This window comes from Pseudomonas sp., from assembly GCF_049590575.1.
GTDB lineage: Bacteria > Pseudomonadota > Gammaproteobacteria > Pseudomonadales > Pseudomonadaceae > Aquipseudomonas.
Map to the genome: position 1 here is coordinate 1 of NZ_JBAWDE010000247.1, position 15,558 is coordinate 15,558.

Sequence of the window (15,558 nt, forward strand, 5' to 3'; positions counted from 1 at the left end):
CACCCGGCCGTGCACCGCGTGCAGGACGCAATCACCGCCGCGCCGTGTGAGGCCTGGACCGTGACGCGCATGGCGGGCCTGGCCTACACCAGCAGCCGCCACCTGGCGCGGTTGTTTCACGAACACGTCGGCGCTAGCCCGCTGGATTATCTGCACCAACTGCGCTTGACCGTGGCCCGTGAGCTGCTGGCTGAATCGAACCTGGACATCGAAACCGTCGCCGAGCGCGCCGGCTTTGGTTCGGCGCGGCATCTGCGGCGTGTCTGGGGCAAGTATGAAACGGGTACGCCGTCAGCTGGGCGTATCACTGGCGCCAGTTGACGCTGGCTCCGCCTCGGCCTCGAGTTTGGCGCGGTCGGCCTTGCTGATGTATTTGTCTTTGCTTTTCGGCGCCAGTTTGGCGCTGGCTTTCTTGGCCTTGGCCTTGAAGAGCTGCTGGAGTTTTTTCTGGCGATTCATGTGTATCTACCTGGTCTGTCAAGGCGCGGATGATACCAGCTAAAAACCCCTGACTGCTTCGTCATACGGCCGGTTGCTCGTCCGCGTTGCCCGCCGCGCCATGAACAGCGCCAACACCGGCGCCAACGCAAACAGCGCGAACAACCATTGCGCCGCGCTGGCGATGCCGGTAGTGCCGGTCGTATCGTTGATGCCCGCCACATTCGAGATCACCCCCGCCAGCGCCGCGCCCAGGGCCATGGCGAACAGTTGCAGGGTGGTGATCGACGCGGCGGCGGTGTCTTTATCCTGCTGCGACGCCACTTGCAGGATGCGTGTGAGCAGGTGCGGCCAGCCCAGGCCAATGCCGAAACCGACCAGGAACAGCCCCAGGCAGATCGGCGCCAGTCGCGCCCATTCACCCAGGCTGGCCACCGGCGTGGTGATGGCCAGCAATACCAGTCCGCCGATGATAAACAGCGGCCCTGCGAGAATCGCACGGTGTGCGCCGCGCCCCGTCCAGCCGGAGCTGAGGATTTCCGATACGGTCCAGCCGGCCGCCATCAGCGCCGCCATGTAGCCGGCGATCAGCGGTGACTGGCCATGCAGATGCTGCAAAAAGTACGGCATGAAAATCTCGCTGCTCATGCCGATCACCAGCAGGCAGGTGGTTGCGTAGAGCGCGCACAGCGGGGTGCTGAACCGCAGCGCGTCCCTTGGCAGCAGGCGAATCGTGGCCTTGGATTCCTGGCGAATCAGCAGCCACACCAGCACGGCGCCGGCGGCAATGCCCAGCATATTCCAGCTCGGCAGCGACGACACGCTGCCCGCGCACACCGCCAGCACCGCAGCGGCCAGCAGCACCAGTTGCGGCACCGGCAGACGGCTGGGGGTATTCGCCGTGGTGTCGCGGGGCGGCAGGGCGCGGCGGGTCAGCACGATGTACGCGAGGCTCACCGGCACCATCGCGCCAAAGGCGAAACGCCAGGCGTCCATTTGCGCAAACACCCCGCCCACCGCCGGCCCGACCAGCGTGGCGACGCCCCACATGCCCGACACCAGCGCCATTGCCCGTGGCCACAGGCGCTCTTCGAACACCAGTTGGATCATCGAGTAACACAGGGCCAGCAGCATCCCGCCACCCAGCCCCTGGATCAAACGCCCGACCAGCATCACCGGCATGTTTGGCGCCAACGCGCAGATCAGCACGCCGACCATGAAGATCAGCGTGGCGACGGTGTAGGCCAGTCGCGGGCCGGTGCGTTGCAGCAACTTGGCGGTGAGGGCTGAACCGATGATCGACGCCACCACGTACAGCGTGGTGCTCCACGCATAGAGTTCCAGCCCGCCGATTTCGGCGACCACCGACGGCAGAATGGTCGTGGCGATGTAGGTGTTGGTGGCGTAGAGCGCAATGCCACCCGAGAGGGCGATGGAGCGGGGGGCGTTTTTGCCGCGGAGCAATTCGCCCCAACTGCTGTCCTGGGTTTGCATCGACGATTCCTTGTACTGCAAAGGGGCTTGAGTTAATTTGCCAAGCAATTGCTTTGAATATTGGGCTGGGGCTAATTATTTTGTCAAGAAATGACTTGGAATATTCACCGGCGTCTACGGCGGATCGCTTGCTGCACCTGCTCAAGACGCGCGGGCCGCAACTGGCCAGTGATGCCGGCGAGTTTCTCGGCACCACTGGCGAAGCCGCGCGCCAGCAGTTGGTGAAGCTGGCGGCCAGCGGTCTGGTACACGCCACCTCGCAAGCGCGTGGCGTCGGGCGCCCGACCCAGGTGTGGCAGCTGACGCCGGCAGGGCATGCGCGGTTTCCCGACACCCATTCGGAGCTCACCGTGCAACTGCTGCAGACCGTGCGCGAGACCTTCGGCGAGGACGCCATCGAGCGCCTGATCGACGTGCGCGAGCGCCAGACCCAAGCCCTGTACGAGCGCGAAATGCAAGGCCTGGTCAGCTTGAAGGATCGGGTCGAGCGGCTGACCGAGATGCGCACGCGCGAAGGCTACATGGCGCACTGCAGCGAGCAGCCGGACGGCGCCTTGATCCTGGTGGAGAACCACTGCCCGATCTGCGCCGCAGCCACCGCGTGCCAGGGCTTTTGCCGCGCAGAGCTACAGGTTTTCCAGCAGGTATTGCAGGCGAAAGTCGAGCGAGTGGAGCACATCCAACTGGGCGCTCGGCGCTGCGCCTATCGGATTGCCCAGGCCGAGGCTTAATGCTGTTCTGCTACAGCGCTGCCGCCACGGCCTTGGCCACTTCGATGAACGCCCGCGCAGCCGCAGACTGATAAACGCCTTTGCGCTGCATCAACACCGCAGTGCGCTGCAACCGCTGCGGCCCCAGCTCGATCGCCACCAGTTCTGGATGCGCCCGCGCGATGGCGGCCGGCAGCAATGTGCACAGCGTGGTTCTGCGCACCACCTCGATCAACGCGCCTATCACATTGGCCTCCATCACCACGCGCGGGCGGATGCCATGCTGGTTGCAGTAGCGGTCGATCTGCTCGCGGGTGGCGAACGCCTTACCCAGCAGGATCAGTGACTGCGCATTCAGCGCCTCCAGCCCGATGCTGGGTTCGCCCGCCAGCGGGTGTTGCCTGCCGACCACCAGCGCGAGGGTTTCGACCAGCAGGGCAGAGGCGTCGATGTCCTGGGCGTGCACCCCATCAAACGCGATCCCCACGTCCAGCTCGTCCGCCAACAGCTGGGTTTCCATCTGTTCCTGGGCGAGCTCGTGCACGTTCAAGGTGATGTTCGGGTAGCGAGCGTAAAAGGCTTCAACCAGTGGCCCGACGAGGTAGGTGGTGAAAGTCGGCGTCAGCGCAATCCGCAGCGTGCCTCGGCTCAAATCGCTCACGTCATGAATCGCGCGCTGGCCTGCTTGCAGTTCCTGCGCCGCCCGTAGCGCGTAGCGTAGGTAAACCTCACCGGCATCGGTCAGACGCGTCATGCGGCCCGAGCGATCGAACAGCTGTGCGCCGAGGCTTTCTTCCAATTGCCGCACTTGCTGCGACAGCGCCGGCTGCGAGACATGCAAGGCCGCTGCCGCCCTGGTGAAACCTTGATGCTCGGCGACCGCAAGAAAGTACTGGATGTGGCGTGCCAGCATGGTCGTGCCCATAAGATTATCTGATGGGTCAGATCATATATCAGACTTTTACCTTATTGGGCCTGCTGCGTAACCTTTGCTCCATCGCATCGCGATCCAAAGGAGTCACCCATGCAAGACATCATCGACGGTTTCCTGAAGTTTCAGCGCAACGCCTTTCCCGAGCGCGCCGGCCTGTTCAAAGACCTGGCCAACCAGCAGAGCCCGCGGGCGCTGTTCATCTCTTGCTCCGACAGCCGCCTGGTGCCCGAACTGGTCACGCAGCGCGAGCCCGGCGACCTGTTTGTGATCCGCAACGCCGGCAATATCGTGCCGTGCTACGGGCCTGAGCCGGGCGGGGTGTCGGCCTCGGTGGAATACGCCGTCGCCGCCTTGCATGTCAGCGACATCGTGATTTGCGGGCATTCCGATTGCGGCGCCATGACCGCCATCGCCACTTGCACATGCCTGGACAACATGCCCGCCGTGGCCGGTTGGCTGCGCTACGCTGACTCCGGCCGCGTGGTGAACGAAGCCCGCCAGCATCTGAGCGCGCAAGCCAAAGTCGCGTCGATGGTCCGCGAAAACGTGATCGCGCAGTTGGCCAATATCCAGACCCACCCCTCGGTGCGCCTCGCCCTCGAAGAACAGCGCGTGACGCTGCACGGCTGGGTCTATGACATCGAAAGCGGCTGCATCGAAGCTTTCGACAGCCGTAGCGGAAAATTCGTATCCCTTGCCGGCAACCCAAGCGTCCGCGCCGTTTCGCACTGATCCCGATTTTTACCCACGGAGAAAACCCCATGATCCAGTCACAAATCAGCCAGACCTCGCGCCTTGCCCTGACCGACGTCATCCTCCTGGCCAAGGCCCGCAAAGACCTGTCGTTCGCCCAGATCGCCGACGGCACCGGCCTGTCCGAAGCCTATGTCACCGCCGCCTTGCTCGGCCAGCACCCGCTGCCGGCCGACGCCGCCCAAGCCGTCGCCGACACCCTCGGCCTCGACGCAGACGCCGTCGCACTGCTGCAAACCATCCCACTGCGCGGCAGCCTCGGCAACGGCATCCCGACCGACCCGACCATCTACCGCTTCTACGAAATGATCCAGGTCTACGGCACCACGCTGAAAGCGCTGGTGCACGAGAAGTTCGGCGACGGCATCATCAGCGCGATCAACTTCAAGCTGGACGTCAAAAAGGTCGACGACCCGGACGGTGGTTCGCGCGCGGTGATCACACTGGATGGCAAGTACTTGCCGACCAAGCCGTTCTGATTGTGCGGTGAAGCGGGCCCGGCGCTGAAAGGTGGCCGGGCTCGCGCTTTGTTTATGGGTGGAACGCACGCGCCAGAAACTCACTGATCAGCGTGATCACCTGCTGCTGAATCTGCGCCCTTGGCCGCCCCCCCTGACCATCGCGGCAGATCATGCCATCCCCCGGCGAACGCTCTTCAATCAACGCCATGCCGCCCGGCTTGCAGATTGGCATAAAGCTGAAGTGCGTGGCGTCGCTGATTTCCACGTACTGCGTCGAGGCTTTTGGCAGGCGCTTGACCATGTCGGCGGACTCCAGTGCCGGAAGCATATCCTCCGTCGGCACGCCCCCCGCGATCACCAGCGCCGGCACTGGAAATGCCGCCAGGCTGGCGTCGGTCAGGCCGCGTGACAGGCCGAGGTCCAGAGGCACTACGGCGGTGATGCGCTGGTCGCGCCTATCGGCGGCGAGCTGGGTTTTGCCGGCTGGCGTGCCGGCGGGGTTCATTTCGTGGTAACCGATGCAGCCGCCCAATTTCGGGTGAACGCTGCAGTCGCGGGCGAACAGGTCGGGGTCGAAACGCGCACCGCCAATTTCCATCACGGTCCAGCCGCCGAGGGAATGGCCAATCGCGGCAATCTGGTGTGTGGCGACCGCGCCAAACTGCTGCGGCTTGGCCAGGATTGCGTCGATAGCCCGGCTCAGGTCGGCCGGGCGTTGCCATAATTGGGCGGCGGCCTGCGGGGTGCGGTCTTGGGTGGTGGTGCCGGGATGGTTGACCGCCGCCACGATGTAACCCTTGTGCGCCAGGGCACTGGCCAGCCACACCTGCTTGCCCCAGTTACCGCCGTAACCGTGGGAGAGCACGACCAGCGGATGTTCGCCGGCAGCCGGCGGCGCCTCAGGCACGCCGAGGGCGCCGATGAACACCGCGTTATCGCCGATCAACTTGGGTTTGGCCGCGGTGGTGGCGGGGTACCAGACAAACATCTCCAGCGCACGGTGATTTTGCGCATCGGGCAGGGTGGCGGTTCTGAAACCGACGGGGCTTTGAGCAGCGAAGGCGGGGGTGCTCAGGCACAGCAGGAACAGGGCGCGGCAAAGGCGTTTCATTGTTGTTATCGTCCTTGATTTTGGCTGGCGCATCATCGCCTGAATCGGTGGGCTATTGCCATGATGCGCGCGCCGTTTTTATCAAGGATCTGCGTCAACGCCTACGCATGGGTGAGCCCGGTCAGGGTGTCCGCGATGGTCTTGGTGCGCTGGGCGGTGCCTTCGGTCGCGCGGCTCGAGGCTTCCAGCGCATCGAGCATTTCACGCAGCGCACCAACGCCGGTGGACTGGTCTTCAATTTGCTGGGCGACACGCTGGATTTCGCCGGACAGCAGGTCGATGTCCACGCCGATTTCCGCCGCATTTGTGCGGGTGATCTCCGCCAGTTTGCGCACCTCGTCCGCCACCACCGCAAAGCCGCGGCCCAACTCGCCGGCGCGGGCGGCTTCGATGGCGGCGTTTAGGGCGAGCAGGTTGGTTTGCCCGGCGATCTGCTGGATCACCTGCACAATCGACTGGATACGCAAACTTGATCCGGCCAGGCTGCGCGCGCCTTCCACCGCGTCATCCGCCTGGCTGGACAAGCCTTCCACCGTAGCGCCGGCCTGCGCCGAGACGGTGTTTTGCCGGTCGATGGTGCCCACCAGATCGTCCATCGAGGCGTGCAGTTCGCCGGAGTAATGCTTGAGCTGCGCGGCAATATCCGCCTGCTGGTGCTCGGCCTGGGCCAGTACCTGGCCGAGGTCCGCCAGGCCTTCGAAGACTGGCAGGATATTGCTGTCGAGCCCGCGGGTATTCAGGGTGTTGGCGAAGTCATTGTTCTTGAACGCGGCAATCTGCTTGACCACCACATGGTTCAAACCCGCGAGTTTCTTCACTTGGCGGCGCAGGAAAAACGCCTTGAACTCGCCGTAGTGAGCGATGAAATTATCCACATACTCGTCGCTGAAGCTCGCACCCTTGGCCACCCGAAAGAAGAAAATCGCGGTCAGCGTCTGGTTCAGGTTCAGCCCGAGGATTTCACCAAAGGTGCTGAAGCCCGCCAGCGGCACATCGCCGAAGGTGCCGGCCATGCTGCTCAGCTCGGCGCCGTTGTTGGCCCTGCGCAGGATGCAGTCATTGAGAATGCCCGCCACCGGCTGGCCACCCTTGCCGCGCAAAAACGCCTCGTAATCCCGGCGCGTGGCCTCGCGCAGCGGCGTACGCCGCACCATCACCAGCTCCTCGCCGGGTGCCACGTCGCAAAACAGCTGCACGATCTGCTGTTCGTAGTCGATCCGCGCGATGGACCGCACAAACAACTCACTGCCCACACGGATCGCAAACGAGTAATCCGCCAGTTTCTGCTCCAGTGCCTGGGCCGGGCAATTGAAGGCATCACACAGGGCCTGCACCATGCTTTTGATATTGCCGTTGCTGTCGATCACCTGGTCAATCGTGCGGTCCTCCACCGAAGCGGTCAGCACGCTGAAGGTCAAATCCGCCGGTTTGAAATTCTGGCTCTTGAACACGCCAAATCGCACCTGGGCTGCGGTTTTCAGGAACACAATCTGCGCATGGTTCTGATAGCTGCGCTGGCCATCGTGGATCAGCGTCTTCTGGAAATCCGACTTGCCGCCGGCCGATCCCCCTACAAACAAACACGGAAAGCGCCCTGATTCGTACAGCGCTTCCATGAAAAACGACTCCGACGCCGACAACCCGTCGAACACCACATAGGCCAAGGTATCGCGATGATCAATCGAGGTGCGCACCTGCACCCGCTTGATATTGTTCACCAGCTTGGCAATCCGCTCCTGCATGCCCAGGCGCTTGCCGCCGCTGCGGATGTCCTCGCACTCCAGCGGCACCATCACCACCTCGGCCGAGGCGATCACACTGTCATCAAACAGTTGCAACACGATCCGGTCCCAGCGCTCGCCCGTGGCGCAATACAACGAACCGGCCGCATTACACAACTCGCCCGAGGTGGTGCACAGGCTGATGGTGCTTTGCGGGAAGCGGCGCTTGAGCTGGGCGGCGACCTGGTCGATGTCCAGGTGCGGGGAGATGAAACCGGTGATCAGCGTGGGGCTGATGCGCAGGCTGGCCAACGACGCGTCGAGTTGATTGGCGGTGCAGGTGAGGGTGGCGGTGCCTTGACGGTCAGCTCGGGCTTTTTTGAAGACAGAGAGGGGGTTCATGGTGGTGGGGCTCGATCGGAAAGGGGATGCGTGAAGCTCGCAATGAAAGGGGTATCGGCGGGCGGTGAGGGGGCTGTAGGGCCTATCGTAGCGATGCGACGGATGGCCGCAGCCGCTGAAGCGTCCACCTTGGTATTGGCCAACGCGCCCCCATAACTACGGTATATCCACTGAGGGGAAGCACAGACCATGACCAACCCAACCGAAACCGCCATCCTCGCCGGCGGCTGCTTCTGGGGCATGCAAGACCTGTTGCGACGCTACCCCGGCGTACTGCACACACGCGTCGGCTACACCGGTGGCGATGTGCCGAACGCCACCTACCGCAATCACGGTAACCATGCCGAAGCGATTGAAATCGTATTCGACCCTGCCGTGATCAGCTACCGGCAGATTCTCGAGTTCTTCTTCCAGATCCACGACCCCAGCACGCCTAACCGGCAGGGCAATGACCTTGGGCCGAGCTATCGTTCGGCGATTTACTACTTGAGTGAACAGCAGCGCGACATCGCCGAAGACACGGCGGCGGACGTTGATGCGTCGAAGTTGTGGCCGGGGCGCGTGGTGACTGAAATCGAGCCCGCGCGCGAGTTTTGGGAAGCGGAGCCGGAGCACCAGGACTACCTGGAGCGCATTCCGAATGGCTACACCTGCCACTTTGTGCGGCCGAATTGGAAGTTGCCCAAGCGCGGTTAAGAGATAGCGGCGACGGGGAAAGTGCGGGGGACTGTATTGGCTGGGTAAGTAAATCGGTCTCCTTTACCTCCTCATCGTCCCAACAGTTGTGAATAGAGCCGTCGCTGTTAGCGCTGCTGGAGCGATGCTGAATGAGGATGGTGGGCAAAATAGCTGAGTTCGGCGTGAGCAACTCGTTGGTGGGCGCGTGCGTTAGCGGTTCATTTGCTGCTTTCATCCAGCTCATGAGCAATGAACCGGCCCGCCGTCTGCGCGGCCTCGATCAGCCGTTTGCGGGGCATGCCGTTACACGCCGCGGACGATAACCCGCGCAGGGTAATCGAAAGGTAGTCGGTAAGGCATTGGGCTTTTTCGGGCAGTGCCTGATCAAGATAATCCCGAATCACCTTGACTCCTCCGTTCGCCAATGTTTGCGCCATCTGGCGGGCCACCTCGTCGTCCGCGCGCGTGCCCTCGGTAATCATGCAACCGCGCAATACACTGTCCTTTCCATACTGCTTCGCTGCCGCGACCAGCAGCGCGGCAAGTGCTTCAGGCACCGGCCGGTCAGGCGCCAGCAGATCGTCCAACGGCAAAGCGTGCTCGCTGGCATAGCGCAGCATGGCCTTCTCGAACAACTCAGCCTTGCTGCCATACGCGGCGTAGAAGCTGGGCGGCTTGATATCCATGGCTTCGACCAGATCTGTGAGGCTCACCGCATCGAAGCCATGTTCGTGGAACAGGGCCTGTGCAATGGCGACTCCAGCTTCTCTGTCGAAAGCAGGGCGGCGTTGGCGGATTTTTTCGGTCATGGTGATCTCGCTGTTGTGGTCGCGATTGTAGCGACCGCTATATGCAGAGGCAACTGTGCCGAGCCGAAGGGTATATTTATATAGCAATCACTAAATGTCTTGCTTCATTCTCTAGCGATATGTAGTGTTTGCTATATAGATTCACTCGTCAGCACGCACAGGAGCATCAGCATGCAGTTTCAAGAAAAAGTCGTTCTCGTCACCGGAGGGTCCTCGGGATTGGGCCTTGCCATCGCTCAAGAGCTGGCAGGTCAGGGCGCCACGGTGGTGATCACCGGGCGTCGGCAGGAGCAACTGGATGAGGCGTTATCAGCGCTTGGGGAGCGAGCCAGCGCGGTGGTCGCGGACGTTTCGGTGATAGCCGATCTCGCTGTGCTGTTTGACACAATCAAGGCCCGCCATGGCCGAATCGATGTGCTCGTCGCCAATGCAGGTATGGGCCAGATCGCTCCGCTTGGCAGTATCACCGAAGCCTATTTCGATCAGGTATTCAGCACTAACGTAAAGGGCGTCACCTTCACCGTTCAGGGCGCGCTTGCGCTTATGGGAAAGGGCAGCAGCATTGTCATCATCGGTTCTACTGCTTCCATCGATCCCGGCCCGGGCTTGAGTGTGTACGGCGCAACCAAAGCAGCACTGCGCACGCTGGTCAGAAGCTGGACGCTCGATATCAAAGGCAGCGGGGTGCGCATCAACCTCTTGAGCCCGGGCCCTGTGGATACCCCGTCACTGCGCCGTATGCTCGCGGAACACGCTGAAGCGGTGATCGAGTCCTTGAGTGAGAAAAGCACTATCGGGCGTATCGGCCAGGCTCATGAGATCGGCGCCGGTGTGGCCTTCCTGGCCAGTGATGCTGCCAGCTACATCAACGGCGTCGAACTGTTCGCGGATGGCGGGGCGTCGCAGAGCTAGATCGCTGAGTCACTGTGGATCCCGAGGTTCGACCGCAAGTGTCGATCCCATCCCGTTGCCCGCCACAAGGCTGACAACTCGCTTATCAAAAAACGTTGCTCGCCAGACGCCATATTGGGTTGCTGCCAAGGTCGTCCGCCGAGCGCTTCAAGCGTATGGCCACCGCTATACGCCATTCCTTTGTGGGCTAAGGCCCTGGAGAGAGTCATGACCAACTCACCTGAAATACTCGCACGTCTCGCCGCCGAGAGCGCCATTCATCGTCTTCACGCCACCTACATCCATCGTCTTGACAGCGGAGATTTCACGGGTGTGGCCGAGGTGCTTCAGCATGCGGTGATTCATGTGCTTGGCAGCGAGGCCTCGTCGGTTGACGGGTTGTTAGGTTTCTTCGAGGCCGGCCTTCAAATACATGCCGATGCTACGCCCCGTACGTGGCATTCGATTACCAACGCCCTGATCGATGTCGCTCCGTCAGGCGATAAGGCCAGTTCGCAAAGCTACTACACCGTGCATCAACAGCTTGATGGCTTTCCATTACAGCCTATCTGCGCCGGCAAGTACCTCGACCAGTTCGAGCGGCATAATGGGGAATGGCGGTTCACTCGTCGTGAGGTGACTCTGCGTTTTGCCGGCGATCTGCAGCACCACGTCAAGGGAGCTCAACGTGATGCGGTAGCCCAGACCGCCTGACAGGAGATACGGGCCCCATATTCAGCTCGCCAGACCGCTCGGGTATGGAGTTCTGACGCTTCGAATTGGCAGCCCGGCGTCTTGCAAAGTAAAGAAAGAGCATTTCCACATTCCGAGGACTACCACGATGACCATCAAACGACAGGCGCTTGTCACCGGAGCAAATAAAGGCATCGGACTGGCGATTGCCAAGGGGCTTGCCGACGCTGGGTTCTTTGTCTGGATCGGCGCTCGCAATCGGAGTCGGGGCGAGCAGGCCGTTGCTCAATTGCATCGTGCCGGGCTCGATGCGGGACTGCTTGAACTGGACGTTGCTGTCGAAGCAAGTGTGCATCAAGCAGCAGCGACTTTATCTGCTCAAATCGGTGCACTGGATATCCTGATCAATAACGCGGGGATCGCGGTTGACATGACCAAGGCACCGAGTGAAGTGCGAATGCAGGACATGAAGGCCGTTTACGAGGTCAATCTGTTTGGCCCGGTACGTGTTACCCAAGCCTTTCTGCCCTTGCTGAAAAACGCCGACCAGGCCCGGATCGTCATGATGAGCAGCGGTGTCGGTTCACTCACATTGATAACCGACCCGACATCGATCTATTCGACCGTCAACCTTCTCGATTACACCTCGTCAAAAGTGGCGCTTAATGCCGTGACGGTCTGCTTCGCGAAAGAGCTTGAGCCGCTAGGGATCAAAGTAAATGCCGTGGAGCCTGGGCATGTGCGCACCGATCTCAATGGCAACTCGGGCGTATTGACGCCTGAAGAAGGGGCGGCAACAGTCATTAAGATGGCGCAGCTGGGTTCCGATGGTCCTACCGGTGGTTTTTTCGGAAGTCACGGTCGGCAACCTTGGTAAACCTATGAAGGCCTGCCGCTTGCTAATGACCGCTGATTCGCGCCGCTCCCAAAGATTTGACTGCGTTTCTGGCGTGTACCGGTCGGCAGCTTTGGGGGCCTGGCGGCCCGCCATCGTCTCTCAATCGCCGAGCCTTCATAATCTAATGAGGGCTCGCTGATCTATCGTGCTACAGACTTTAAAGCCTTACCCTCCGGCTACAGCAATCTCCCGCTCCATCAGCCTGTCCATCAACAAAACCCCCAATTCACTCAACTGGTGAATCGCCAGCGCCACATCGCGCTGTTTGCCGGTCAGATCTTCCGACAGGTCGAGCAGCAGGGTGGTGACTGAGGAAAAGGTTTCGTAGCTGTTGGTGATCAGGGTTTCGGTGCTGGCGTCGGGAGCGACGTTGAAGAGGTTTGGAGGGTTGGGCGTTACTTTGACCATAAGAGTAATTCCTGAGTGAGGCCGACACCGTTTCGCTACTAAACGAAAGGGTGGCAGCTGTACGCAGGTTAGTAGACCGGGGAATTACACAAAGCCGGCGCACCCGAAGGTGCCCTACGCACAGCCACCATCAGGCACAGACAGGAACGTCTGATAGATGAAGCTCGTGCACCAAGTGTAATTAATCCCAGGGCTACTAAACCCGATCACTGAATGTTCAGCGACCGAGCAACCTTAGAGACGCCCACTCAAGCGCACAAGCCGGCGGATTCTGACGCACGCGTAGGCAATGGAGCAAGGCGCTATCGCATTGGCTTTCTTCGTTTCACGTTTTGTTGTAGGACATATACTGGGTTTGCAGAAATAGGAGCGGCCGGATACTTCGCATCCTCCCAATGGTTGTAAATAAATCCGTCCCCTTTAGCCCTCGTCCCCTTTAGCCCTTTAGCCGTCCCCTTTAGCCGCTCATTTACGGTAATGACGTCGAAACTCGGTTTTGCCGTCATACAGCCGCTTGCAGGCTTTTCTCGACAGAATGGCGCAGGGGATGACTACTGCGGCGAATACGCACCACAACAACGTGGAGTTGGTGAACAGGTGGTCGTGGGCGAGTTTGGTGACGTACCAGCCTGCCCCTACCGAGAGCACGATGAAAAAAATCACGCTTGCCAGCGGGGTGCCGTAGGAGATTTCTGCTTGGCAGCCCCGACATACGCGGGCGCCCCATGGCACGTTGTTCATGCAGTGTGGGCAGGTGATGGTGCTGTTTGTGGACACGGGCTTCATTCCTTTGAGGTATGTTCAAGCGGCGCATTCTACGATAAACCCTGCTGTTTTTTCAGCCCTGCCACAGAGTCTGCGCTAAGACTTCTCGTAGGCCTTGTACTCGTTCTGCAACACGATGTGATCGGCCACGTATTTGGCGTCGTGCCACACCCCGTAGATAAACGATGACGCGCGGTTGACCAGGTTGGGCAGGCCCAAAAAGTAAATTCCGCTTTCCGCCGAGATCCCGCGTTTGTGGAACGGCTCGCCTTTTTCGTCGAATGCATCGACGTTCAACCAGCTGAAATCGAATTTGAAACCGGTGGCCCAGAGGACAGTGGTCACGCCGGCTTCGGCCAGGTTCAGGCTGAGGATCGGGTTGAGCAGGCAGTCCGGGTCTGGCAGCAGGTCCCAGGCTTCGGGTTCGAGGGGGAAGGGCAAGCCGTTGGCCTCGATGTAGGCGTCGGCGTCGCGCAGTACGTCGAAGTAGGCGCGGTCGCCTTCGGCCACGTTTTCAGCCAGGCCGGGTTGGAAGGTCATGACGCCGTCGTGCCAGTCCTGGGTAACGCCCACCAGCGTGATGCCCTGGTGCGCGAGGCGGCGGAAGTCGACGGTCTTGCCGCCTTCGTAGCCACTGACCGCAAAGGCCACGTGCTTTTTCTTCGGCTGGATTTTGACTTCGTCCCACAGGCCCAGTGCGCCCAGCCACCAGCAATAGTCGCGGCTGCGGTAGGCGCGGGGTGGGCGGTAGTGTTCGCCGACCGAGAGGTACACGGTTTTGCCGGCCTTTTGCAGTTCTTCGGCGATTTGTGAGCCGGAAGCGCCCGCGCCAACCACCAGTACCGCGCCTTCGGGGAGTTGGCCGGGGTTCTTGTAGGCGGACGAGTGCAGTTGGTGCAACGGCGCGCTGGCGGGGACGATGTTCGGGATCGAGGGGCGCTGGAACGGCCCGGTCGCCGCCACCACGTTGGCGGCTTCGATGATCCCCTGCGAGGTGGTGACCTTGAAACCGGGGCGGCCCACGTGGCGCTCCACTCGTTGTACTTCCACGCCGGTGCGCACGGGGGCTTGCAGCTTCTCGACGTAGGCTTCGAAGTAGTCGGCCATGCGTTCTTTGGGCGGGAAGGCTTCGGGGGAAATGCCCTCGAATTTGAGCCCGGGAAAGCGGTCGTGCCAGGCCGGGCCGTTGGCGACCAGCGAGTCCCAGCGCTCGGAACGCCAGCGTTCGGCGATGCGGCTGCGCTCGAGCACGATGTGGGGCACGCCCATCAGCGACAGGTGTTCGCTCATGGCGACCCCAGCCTGGCCTGCGCCGACTACCAGGGTGTTGATTGTTTCTACTGACATAAGCGTTTCCTGGAAAGTAAGAGGTTTATCTTTAACACCCAAGTTCTTGTGTGGGAGCTGCTGTGTTTTCGAGTCCGTATTAAGGTTTAAGCAACGCGGCCACGGCCGTCAGTGCCAGTTCGTAGCCCAGCGCGCCCAGGCCTGCGATCACGCCGGTGGCGGCTTTGGAGATGTAGGAGTGGTGCCGGAAGTGCTCGCGTTTCCAGATATTGCTCATGTGCGCTTCGATGATCGGGCCGTCGAAGGCCAGCAGCGCGTCGAGGATCGGCACCGAGCTGTAGCTGAGCCCGGCTGCGTTGATCACGATGGCGTCAGCGCTCAGCCGCGCTTCCTGAATCCAGTCCACCAGCACGCCTTCGTGGTTGCTCTGGCGAAAGTCCAGGCGCAGGCCCTGCGTGGCGGCGTGGTGTTGGCAGCGCGCTTCGATGCTGGCGAAGCTCTCGCTGCCGTAGCTGCCGTTTTTGTCCAGCCCGTAGAGGTTGGCATTCGGCCCATTGAGGAACATCACGCGGTGGGTCATGGGGCTCTCCGGGTTATGGCGCGACGGTCAGCACGACTTTGCCGACGTTGGCATTGGCCTCCAGCAGCCGATGGGCGTCGGCGGCTTGGTGCAAGGGCAATTGCGCGCGGACCTGTGGGCGCACTACGCCGGAGGCCAGCCAGGGTAAAAAACGCGAGCGGATGCACACCGCCAGCCGGGCTTTTTCGGCGTGGCTTTTGGGGCGCAAAGTGGACGAAGTAAGGCTGAGGTTTTTGCGCATCAGCACCTGCAGGTCCAACTCGATGGTGGCGCCTTGCAGGAACGACAGGCTGACGTGTCGCCCGCCCATCGCCATGGCCGCCAGGTTGCGCGCCACGTACGGGCCGCCGACGTTGTCCAGCACCACGTCGACGCCACGGCCTTCGGTGCAGTCATTCACCGCCTCGACGAAGTCCTCAAGGTGACGGTCGACCGTACGCCATACGCCCAAGGCTTGCAGCAGCGCGATTTTCTGCGGGCCGCCGGCGGTGGCGATCACCCGTGCGCCGGCGGCGTGTGCACACT

19 protein-coding genes are annotated in these 15,558 nt (G+C 61.5%); 8 read left to right on the plus strand and 11 right to left on the minus strand.

The annotated features are described in order from the left end of the window. Positions 1–321: helix-turn-helix domain-containing protein (locus WBR57_RS16860; RefSeq protein WP_424084801.1), on the plus strand; the 321-nt coding region annotated here is incomplete at its 5' end. Here the strand turns inward: WBR57_RS16860 and WBR57_RS16865 are convergent. Together WBR57_RS16865 and WBR57_RS16870 are read right to left on the minus strand one after the other, a co-directional pair. Next, positions 292–459: a DUF2986 domain-containing protein gene (locus WBR57_RS16865; RefSeq protein ID WP_424084802.1), complete on the minus strand. Its 168-nt coding sequence runs from the start codon at positions 457–459 to the stop codon at positions 292–294. The genes WBR57_RS16860 and WBR57_RS16865 overlap by 30 nt on opposite strands. A gap of 39 nt (positions 460–498) precedes the next feature. Next, positions 499–1,932 carry an MFS transporter gene (locus tag WBR57_RS16870; RefSeq protein WP_424084803.1) on the minus strand — a complete coding sequence of 478 codons (1,434 nt, stop codon included), beginning with the start codon at positions 1,930–1,932 and terminating at the stop codon, positions 499–501. A 95-nt stretch (positions 1,933–2,027) separates the two neighbouring features. Between WBR57_RS16870 and WBR57_RS16875 the strand changes: the two genes are divergently transcribed. Then, a complete protein-coding gene (locus WBR57_RS16875) occupies positions 2,028–2,663 on the plus strand; it encodes a helix-turn-helix transcriptional regulator (RefSeq protein WP_424084804.1) in 636 nt (211 codons plus the stop codon). Positions 2,664–2,673: 10 nt separating this feature from the next. Here the strand turns inward: WBR57_RS16875 and cynR are convergent, their stop codons facing one another. Beyond that, on the minus strand, positions 2,674–3,555 hold the full coding sequence (cynR, locus tag WBR57_RS16880; RefSeq protein WP_424084805.1) for a transcriptional regulator CynR: 882 nt from the start codon (positions 3,553–3,555) through the stop codon (positions 2,674–2,676). Between the two features lie 111 nt (positions 3,556–3,666). Between cynR and WBR57_RS16885 the strand changes: the two genes are divergently transcribed. Then, positions 3,667–4,308 carry a carbonic anhydrase gene (locus tag WBR57_RS16885; RefSeq protein ID WP_424084806.1) on the plus strand — a complete coding sequence of 214 codons (642 nt, stop codon included), beginning with the start codon at positions 3,667–3,669 and terminating at the stop codon, positions 4,306–4,308. Between the two features lie 29 nt (positions 4,309–4,337). Next, entirely contained in the window at positions 4,338–4,808 is a 471-nt protein-coding gene (gene cynS / locus WBR57_RS16890; protein WP_424084807.1) for a cyanase, read from the plus strand. Between the two features lie 52 nt (positions 4,809–4,860). Here the strand turns inward: cynS and WBR57_RS16895 are convergent, their stop codons facing one another. Together WBR57_RS16895 and WBR57_RS16900 are read right to left on the minus strand one after the other, a co-directional pair. Further along, positions 4,861–5,901 carry an alpha/beta hydrolase family protein gene (locus WBR57_RS16895; protein ID WP_424084808.1) on the minus strand — a complete coding sequence of 347 codons (1,041 nt, stop codon included), beginning with the start codon at positions 5,899–5,901 and terminating at the stop codon, positions 4,861–4,863. 101 nt (positions 5,902–6,002) lie between these two features. Beyond that, positions 6,003–8,024, minus strand: a complete 2,022-nt coding sequence (locus tag WBR57_RS16900; RefSeq protein WP_424084809.1) for an FIST N-terminal domain-containing protein — start codon at positions 8,022–8,024, stop codon at positions 6,003–6,005. Positions 8,025–8,213: 189 nt separating this feature from the next. On the opposite strand from WBR57_RS16900, the gene msrA reads away from it, so the two are divergent. Next, on the plus strand, positions 8,214–8,720 hold the full coding sequence (gene msrA / locus WBR57_RS16905; protein WP_424084810.1) for a peptide-methionine (S)-S-oxide reductase MsrA: 507 nt from the start codon (positions 8,214–8,216) through the stop codon (positions 8,718–8,720). Positions 8,721–8,920: 200 nt separating this feature from the next. Here msrA and WBR57_RS16910 read toward each other — a convergent pair whose 3' ends face one another. Continuing rightward, on the minus strand, positions 8,921–9,511 hold the full coding sequence (locus WBR57_RS16910; RefSeq protein WP_424084811.1) for a TetR/AcrR family transcriptional regulator: 591 nt from the start codon (positions 9,509–9,511) through the stop codon (positions 8,921–8,923). Between the two features lie 171 nt (positions 9,512–9,682). On the opposite strand from WBR57_RS16910, the gene WBR57_RS16915 reads away from it, so the two are divergent. The 3 genes from WBR57_RS16915 to WBR57_RS16925 all read left to right on the plus strand — a co-directional run bounded on the left by WBR57_RS16915 (position 9,683) and on the right by WBR57_RS16925 (position 11,972). Then, positions 9,683–10,423 carry an SDR family NAD(P)-dependent oxidoreductase gene (locus tag WBR57_RS16915; RefSeq protein ID WP_424084812.1) on the plus strand — a complete coding sequence of 247 codons (741 nt, stop codon included), beginning with the start codon at positions 9,683–9,685 and terminating at the stop codon, positions 10,421–10,423. 207 nt (positions 10,424–10,630) lie between these two features. Beyond that, on the plus strand, positions 10,631–11,116 hold the full coding sequence (locus WBR57_RS16920) for a nuclear transport factor 2 family protein (protein ID WP_424084813.1): 486 nt from the start codon (positions 10,631–10,633) through the stop codon (positions 11,114–11,116). Between the two features lie 127 nt (positions 11,117–11,243). Next, the gene (locus WBR57_RS16925) at positions 11,244–11,972 is read left to right on the plus strand and encodes an SDR family oxidoreductase (RefSeq protein WP_424084814.1); all 729 of its coding nucleotides are present in this window, start codon (positions 11,244–11,246) and stop codon (positions 11,970–11,972) included. 186 nt (positions 11,973–12,158) lie between these two features. On the opposite strand, the gene WBR57_RS16930 is transcribed toward WBR57_RS16925, so the two are convergent. From WBR57_RS16930 to WBR57_RS16950, 5 genes are all read right to left on the minus strand, one after another. After that, positions 12,159–12,401, minus strand: a complete 243-nt coding sequence (locus tag WBR57_RS16930) for a DUF6124 family protein (protein WP_424084815.1) — start codon at positions 12,399–12,401, stop codon at positions 12,159–12,161. Positions 12,402–12,866: 465 nt separating this feature from the next. Further along, entirely contained in the window at positions 12,867–13,178 is a 312-nt protein-coding gene (locus WBR57_RS16935; protein WP_424084816.1) for a hypothetical protein, read from the minus strand. Between the two features lie 84 nt (positions 13,179–13,262). Beyond that, on the minus strand, positions 13,263–14,513 hold the full coding sequence (locus tag WBR57_RS16940; RefSeq protein WP_424084817.1) for a flavin-containing monooxygenase: 1,251 nt from the start codon (positions 14,511–14,513) through the stop codon (positions 13,263–13,265). Positions 14,514–14,592: 79 nt separating this feature from the next. Next, on the minus strand, positions 14,593–15,033 hold the full coding sequence (locus WBR57_RS16945) for a type II 3-dehydroquinate dehydratase (protein WP_424084818.1): 441 nt from the start codon (positions 15,031–15,033) through the stop codon (positions 14,593–14,595). A gap of 13 nt (positions 15,034–15,046) precedes the next feature. Further along, positions 15,047–15,558 (minus strand): zinc-binding dehydrogenase (locus WBR57_RS16950; protein ID WP_424084819.1); only part of this gene is annotated, 512 nt, incomplete at its 5' end.

Excerpts from the sequence above, each read along its gene's own strand:
- msrA (WP_424084810.1), top strand. The coding sequence starts at position 8,214 with ATGACCAACCCAACCGAAACCGCCATCCTCGCCGGCGGCTGCTTCTGG.
- WBR57_RS16925 (WP_424084814.1), top strand. The coding sequence starts at position 11,244 with ATGACCATCAAACGACAGGCGCTTGTCACCGGAGCAAATAAAGGCATC.
- WBR57_RS16885 (WP_424084806.1), top strand. The coding sequence starts at position 3,667 with ATGCAAGACATCATCGACGGTTTCCTGAAGTTTCAGCGCAACGCCTTT.
- cynR (WP_424084805.1), bottom strand. The coding sequence starts at position 3,555 with ATGCTGGCACGCCACATCCAGTACTTTCTTGCGGTCGCCGAGCATCAA.
- WBR57_RS16865 (WP_424084802.1), bottom strand. The coding sequence starts at position 459 with ATGAATCGCCAGAAAAAACTCCAGCAGCTCTTCAAGGCCAAGGCCAAG.
- WBR57_RS16945 (WP_424084818.1), bottom strand. The coding sequence starts at position 15,033 with ATGACCCACCGCGTGATGTTCCTCAATGGGCCGAATGCCAACCTCTAC.
- WBR57_RS16940 (WP_424084817.1), bottom strand. The coding sequence starts at position 14,513 with ATGTCAGTAGAAACAATCAACACCCTGGTAGTCGGCGCAGGCCAGGCT.
- WBR57_RS16870 (WP_424084803.1), bottom strand. The coding sequence starts at position 1,932 with ATGCAAACCCAGGACAGCAGTTGGGGCGAATTGCTCCGCGGCAAAAAC.
- WBR57_RS16895 (WP_424084808.1), bottom strand. The coding sequence starts at position 5,901 with ATGAAACGCCTTTGCCGCGCCCTGTTCCTGCTGTGCCTGAGCACCCCC.
- cynS (WP_424084807.1), top strand. The coding sequence starts at position 4,338 with ATGATCCAGTCACAAATCAGCCAGACCTCGCGCCTTGCCCTGACCGAC.
- WBR57_RS16930 (WP_424084815.1), bottom strand. The coding sequence starts at position 12,401 with ATGGTCAAAGTAACGCCCAACCCTCCAAACCTCTTCAACGTCGCTCCC.
- WBR57_RS16915 (WP_424084812.1), top strand. The coding sequence starts at position 9,683 with ATGCAGTTTCAAGAAAAAGTCGTTCTCGTCACCGGAGGGTCCTCGGGA.
- WBR57_RS16910 (WP_424084811.1), bottom strand. The coding sequence starts at position 9,511 with ATGACCGAAAAAATCCGCCAACGCCGCCCTGCTTTCGACAGAGAAGCT.
- WBR57_RS16900 (WP_424084809.1), bottom strand. The coding sequence starts at position 8,024 with ATGAACCCCCTCTCTGTCTTCAAAAAAGCCCGAGCTGACCGTCAAGGC.
- WBR57_RS16920 (WP_424084813.1), top strand. The coding sequence starts at position 10,631 with ATGACCAACTCACCTGAAATACTCGCACGTCTCGCCGCCGAGAGCGCC.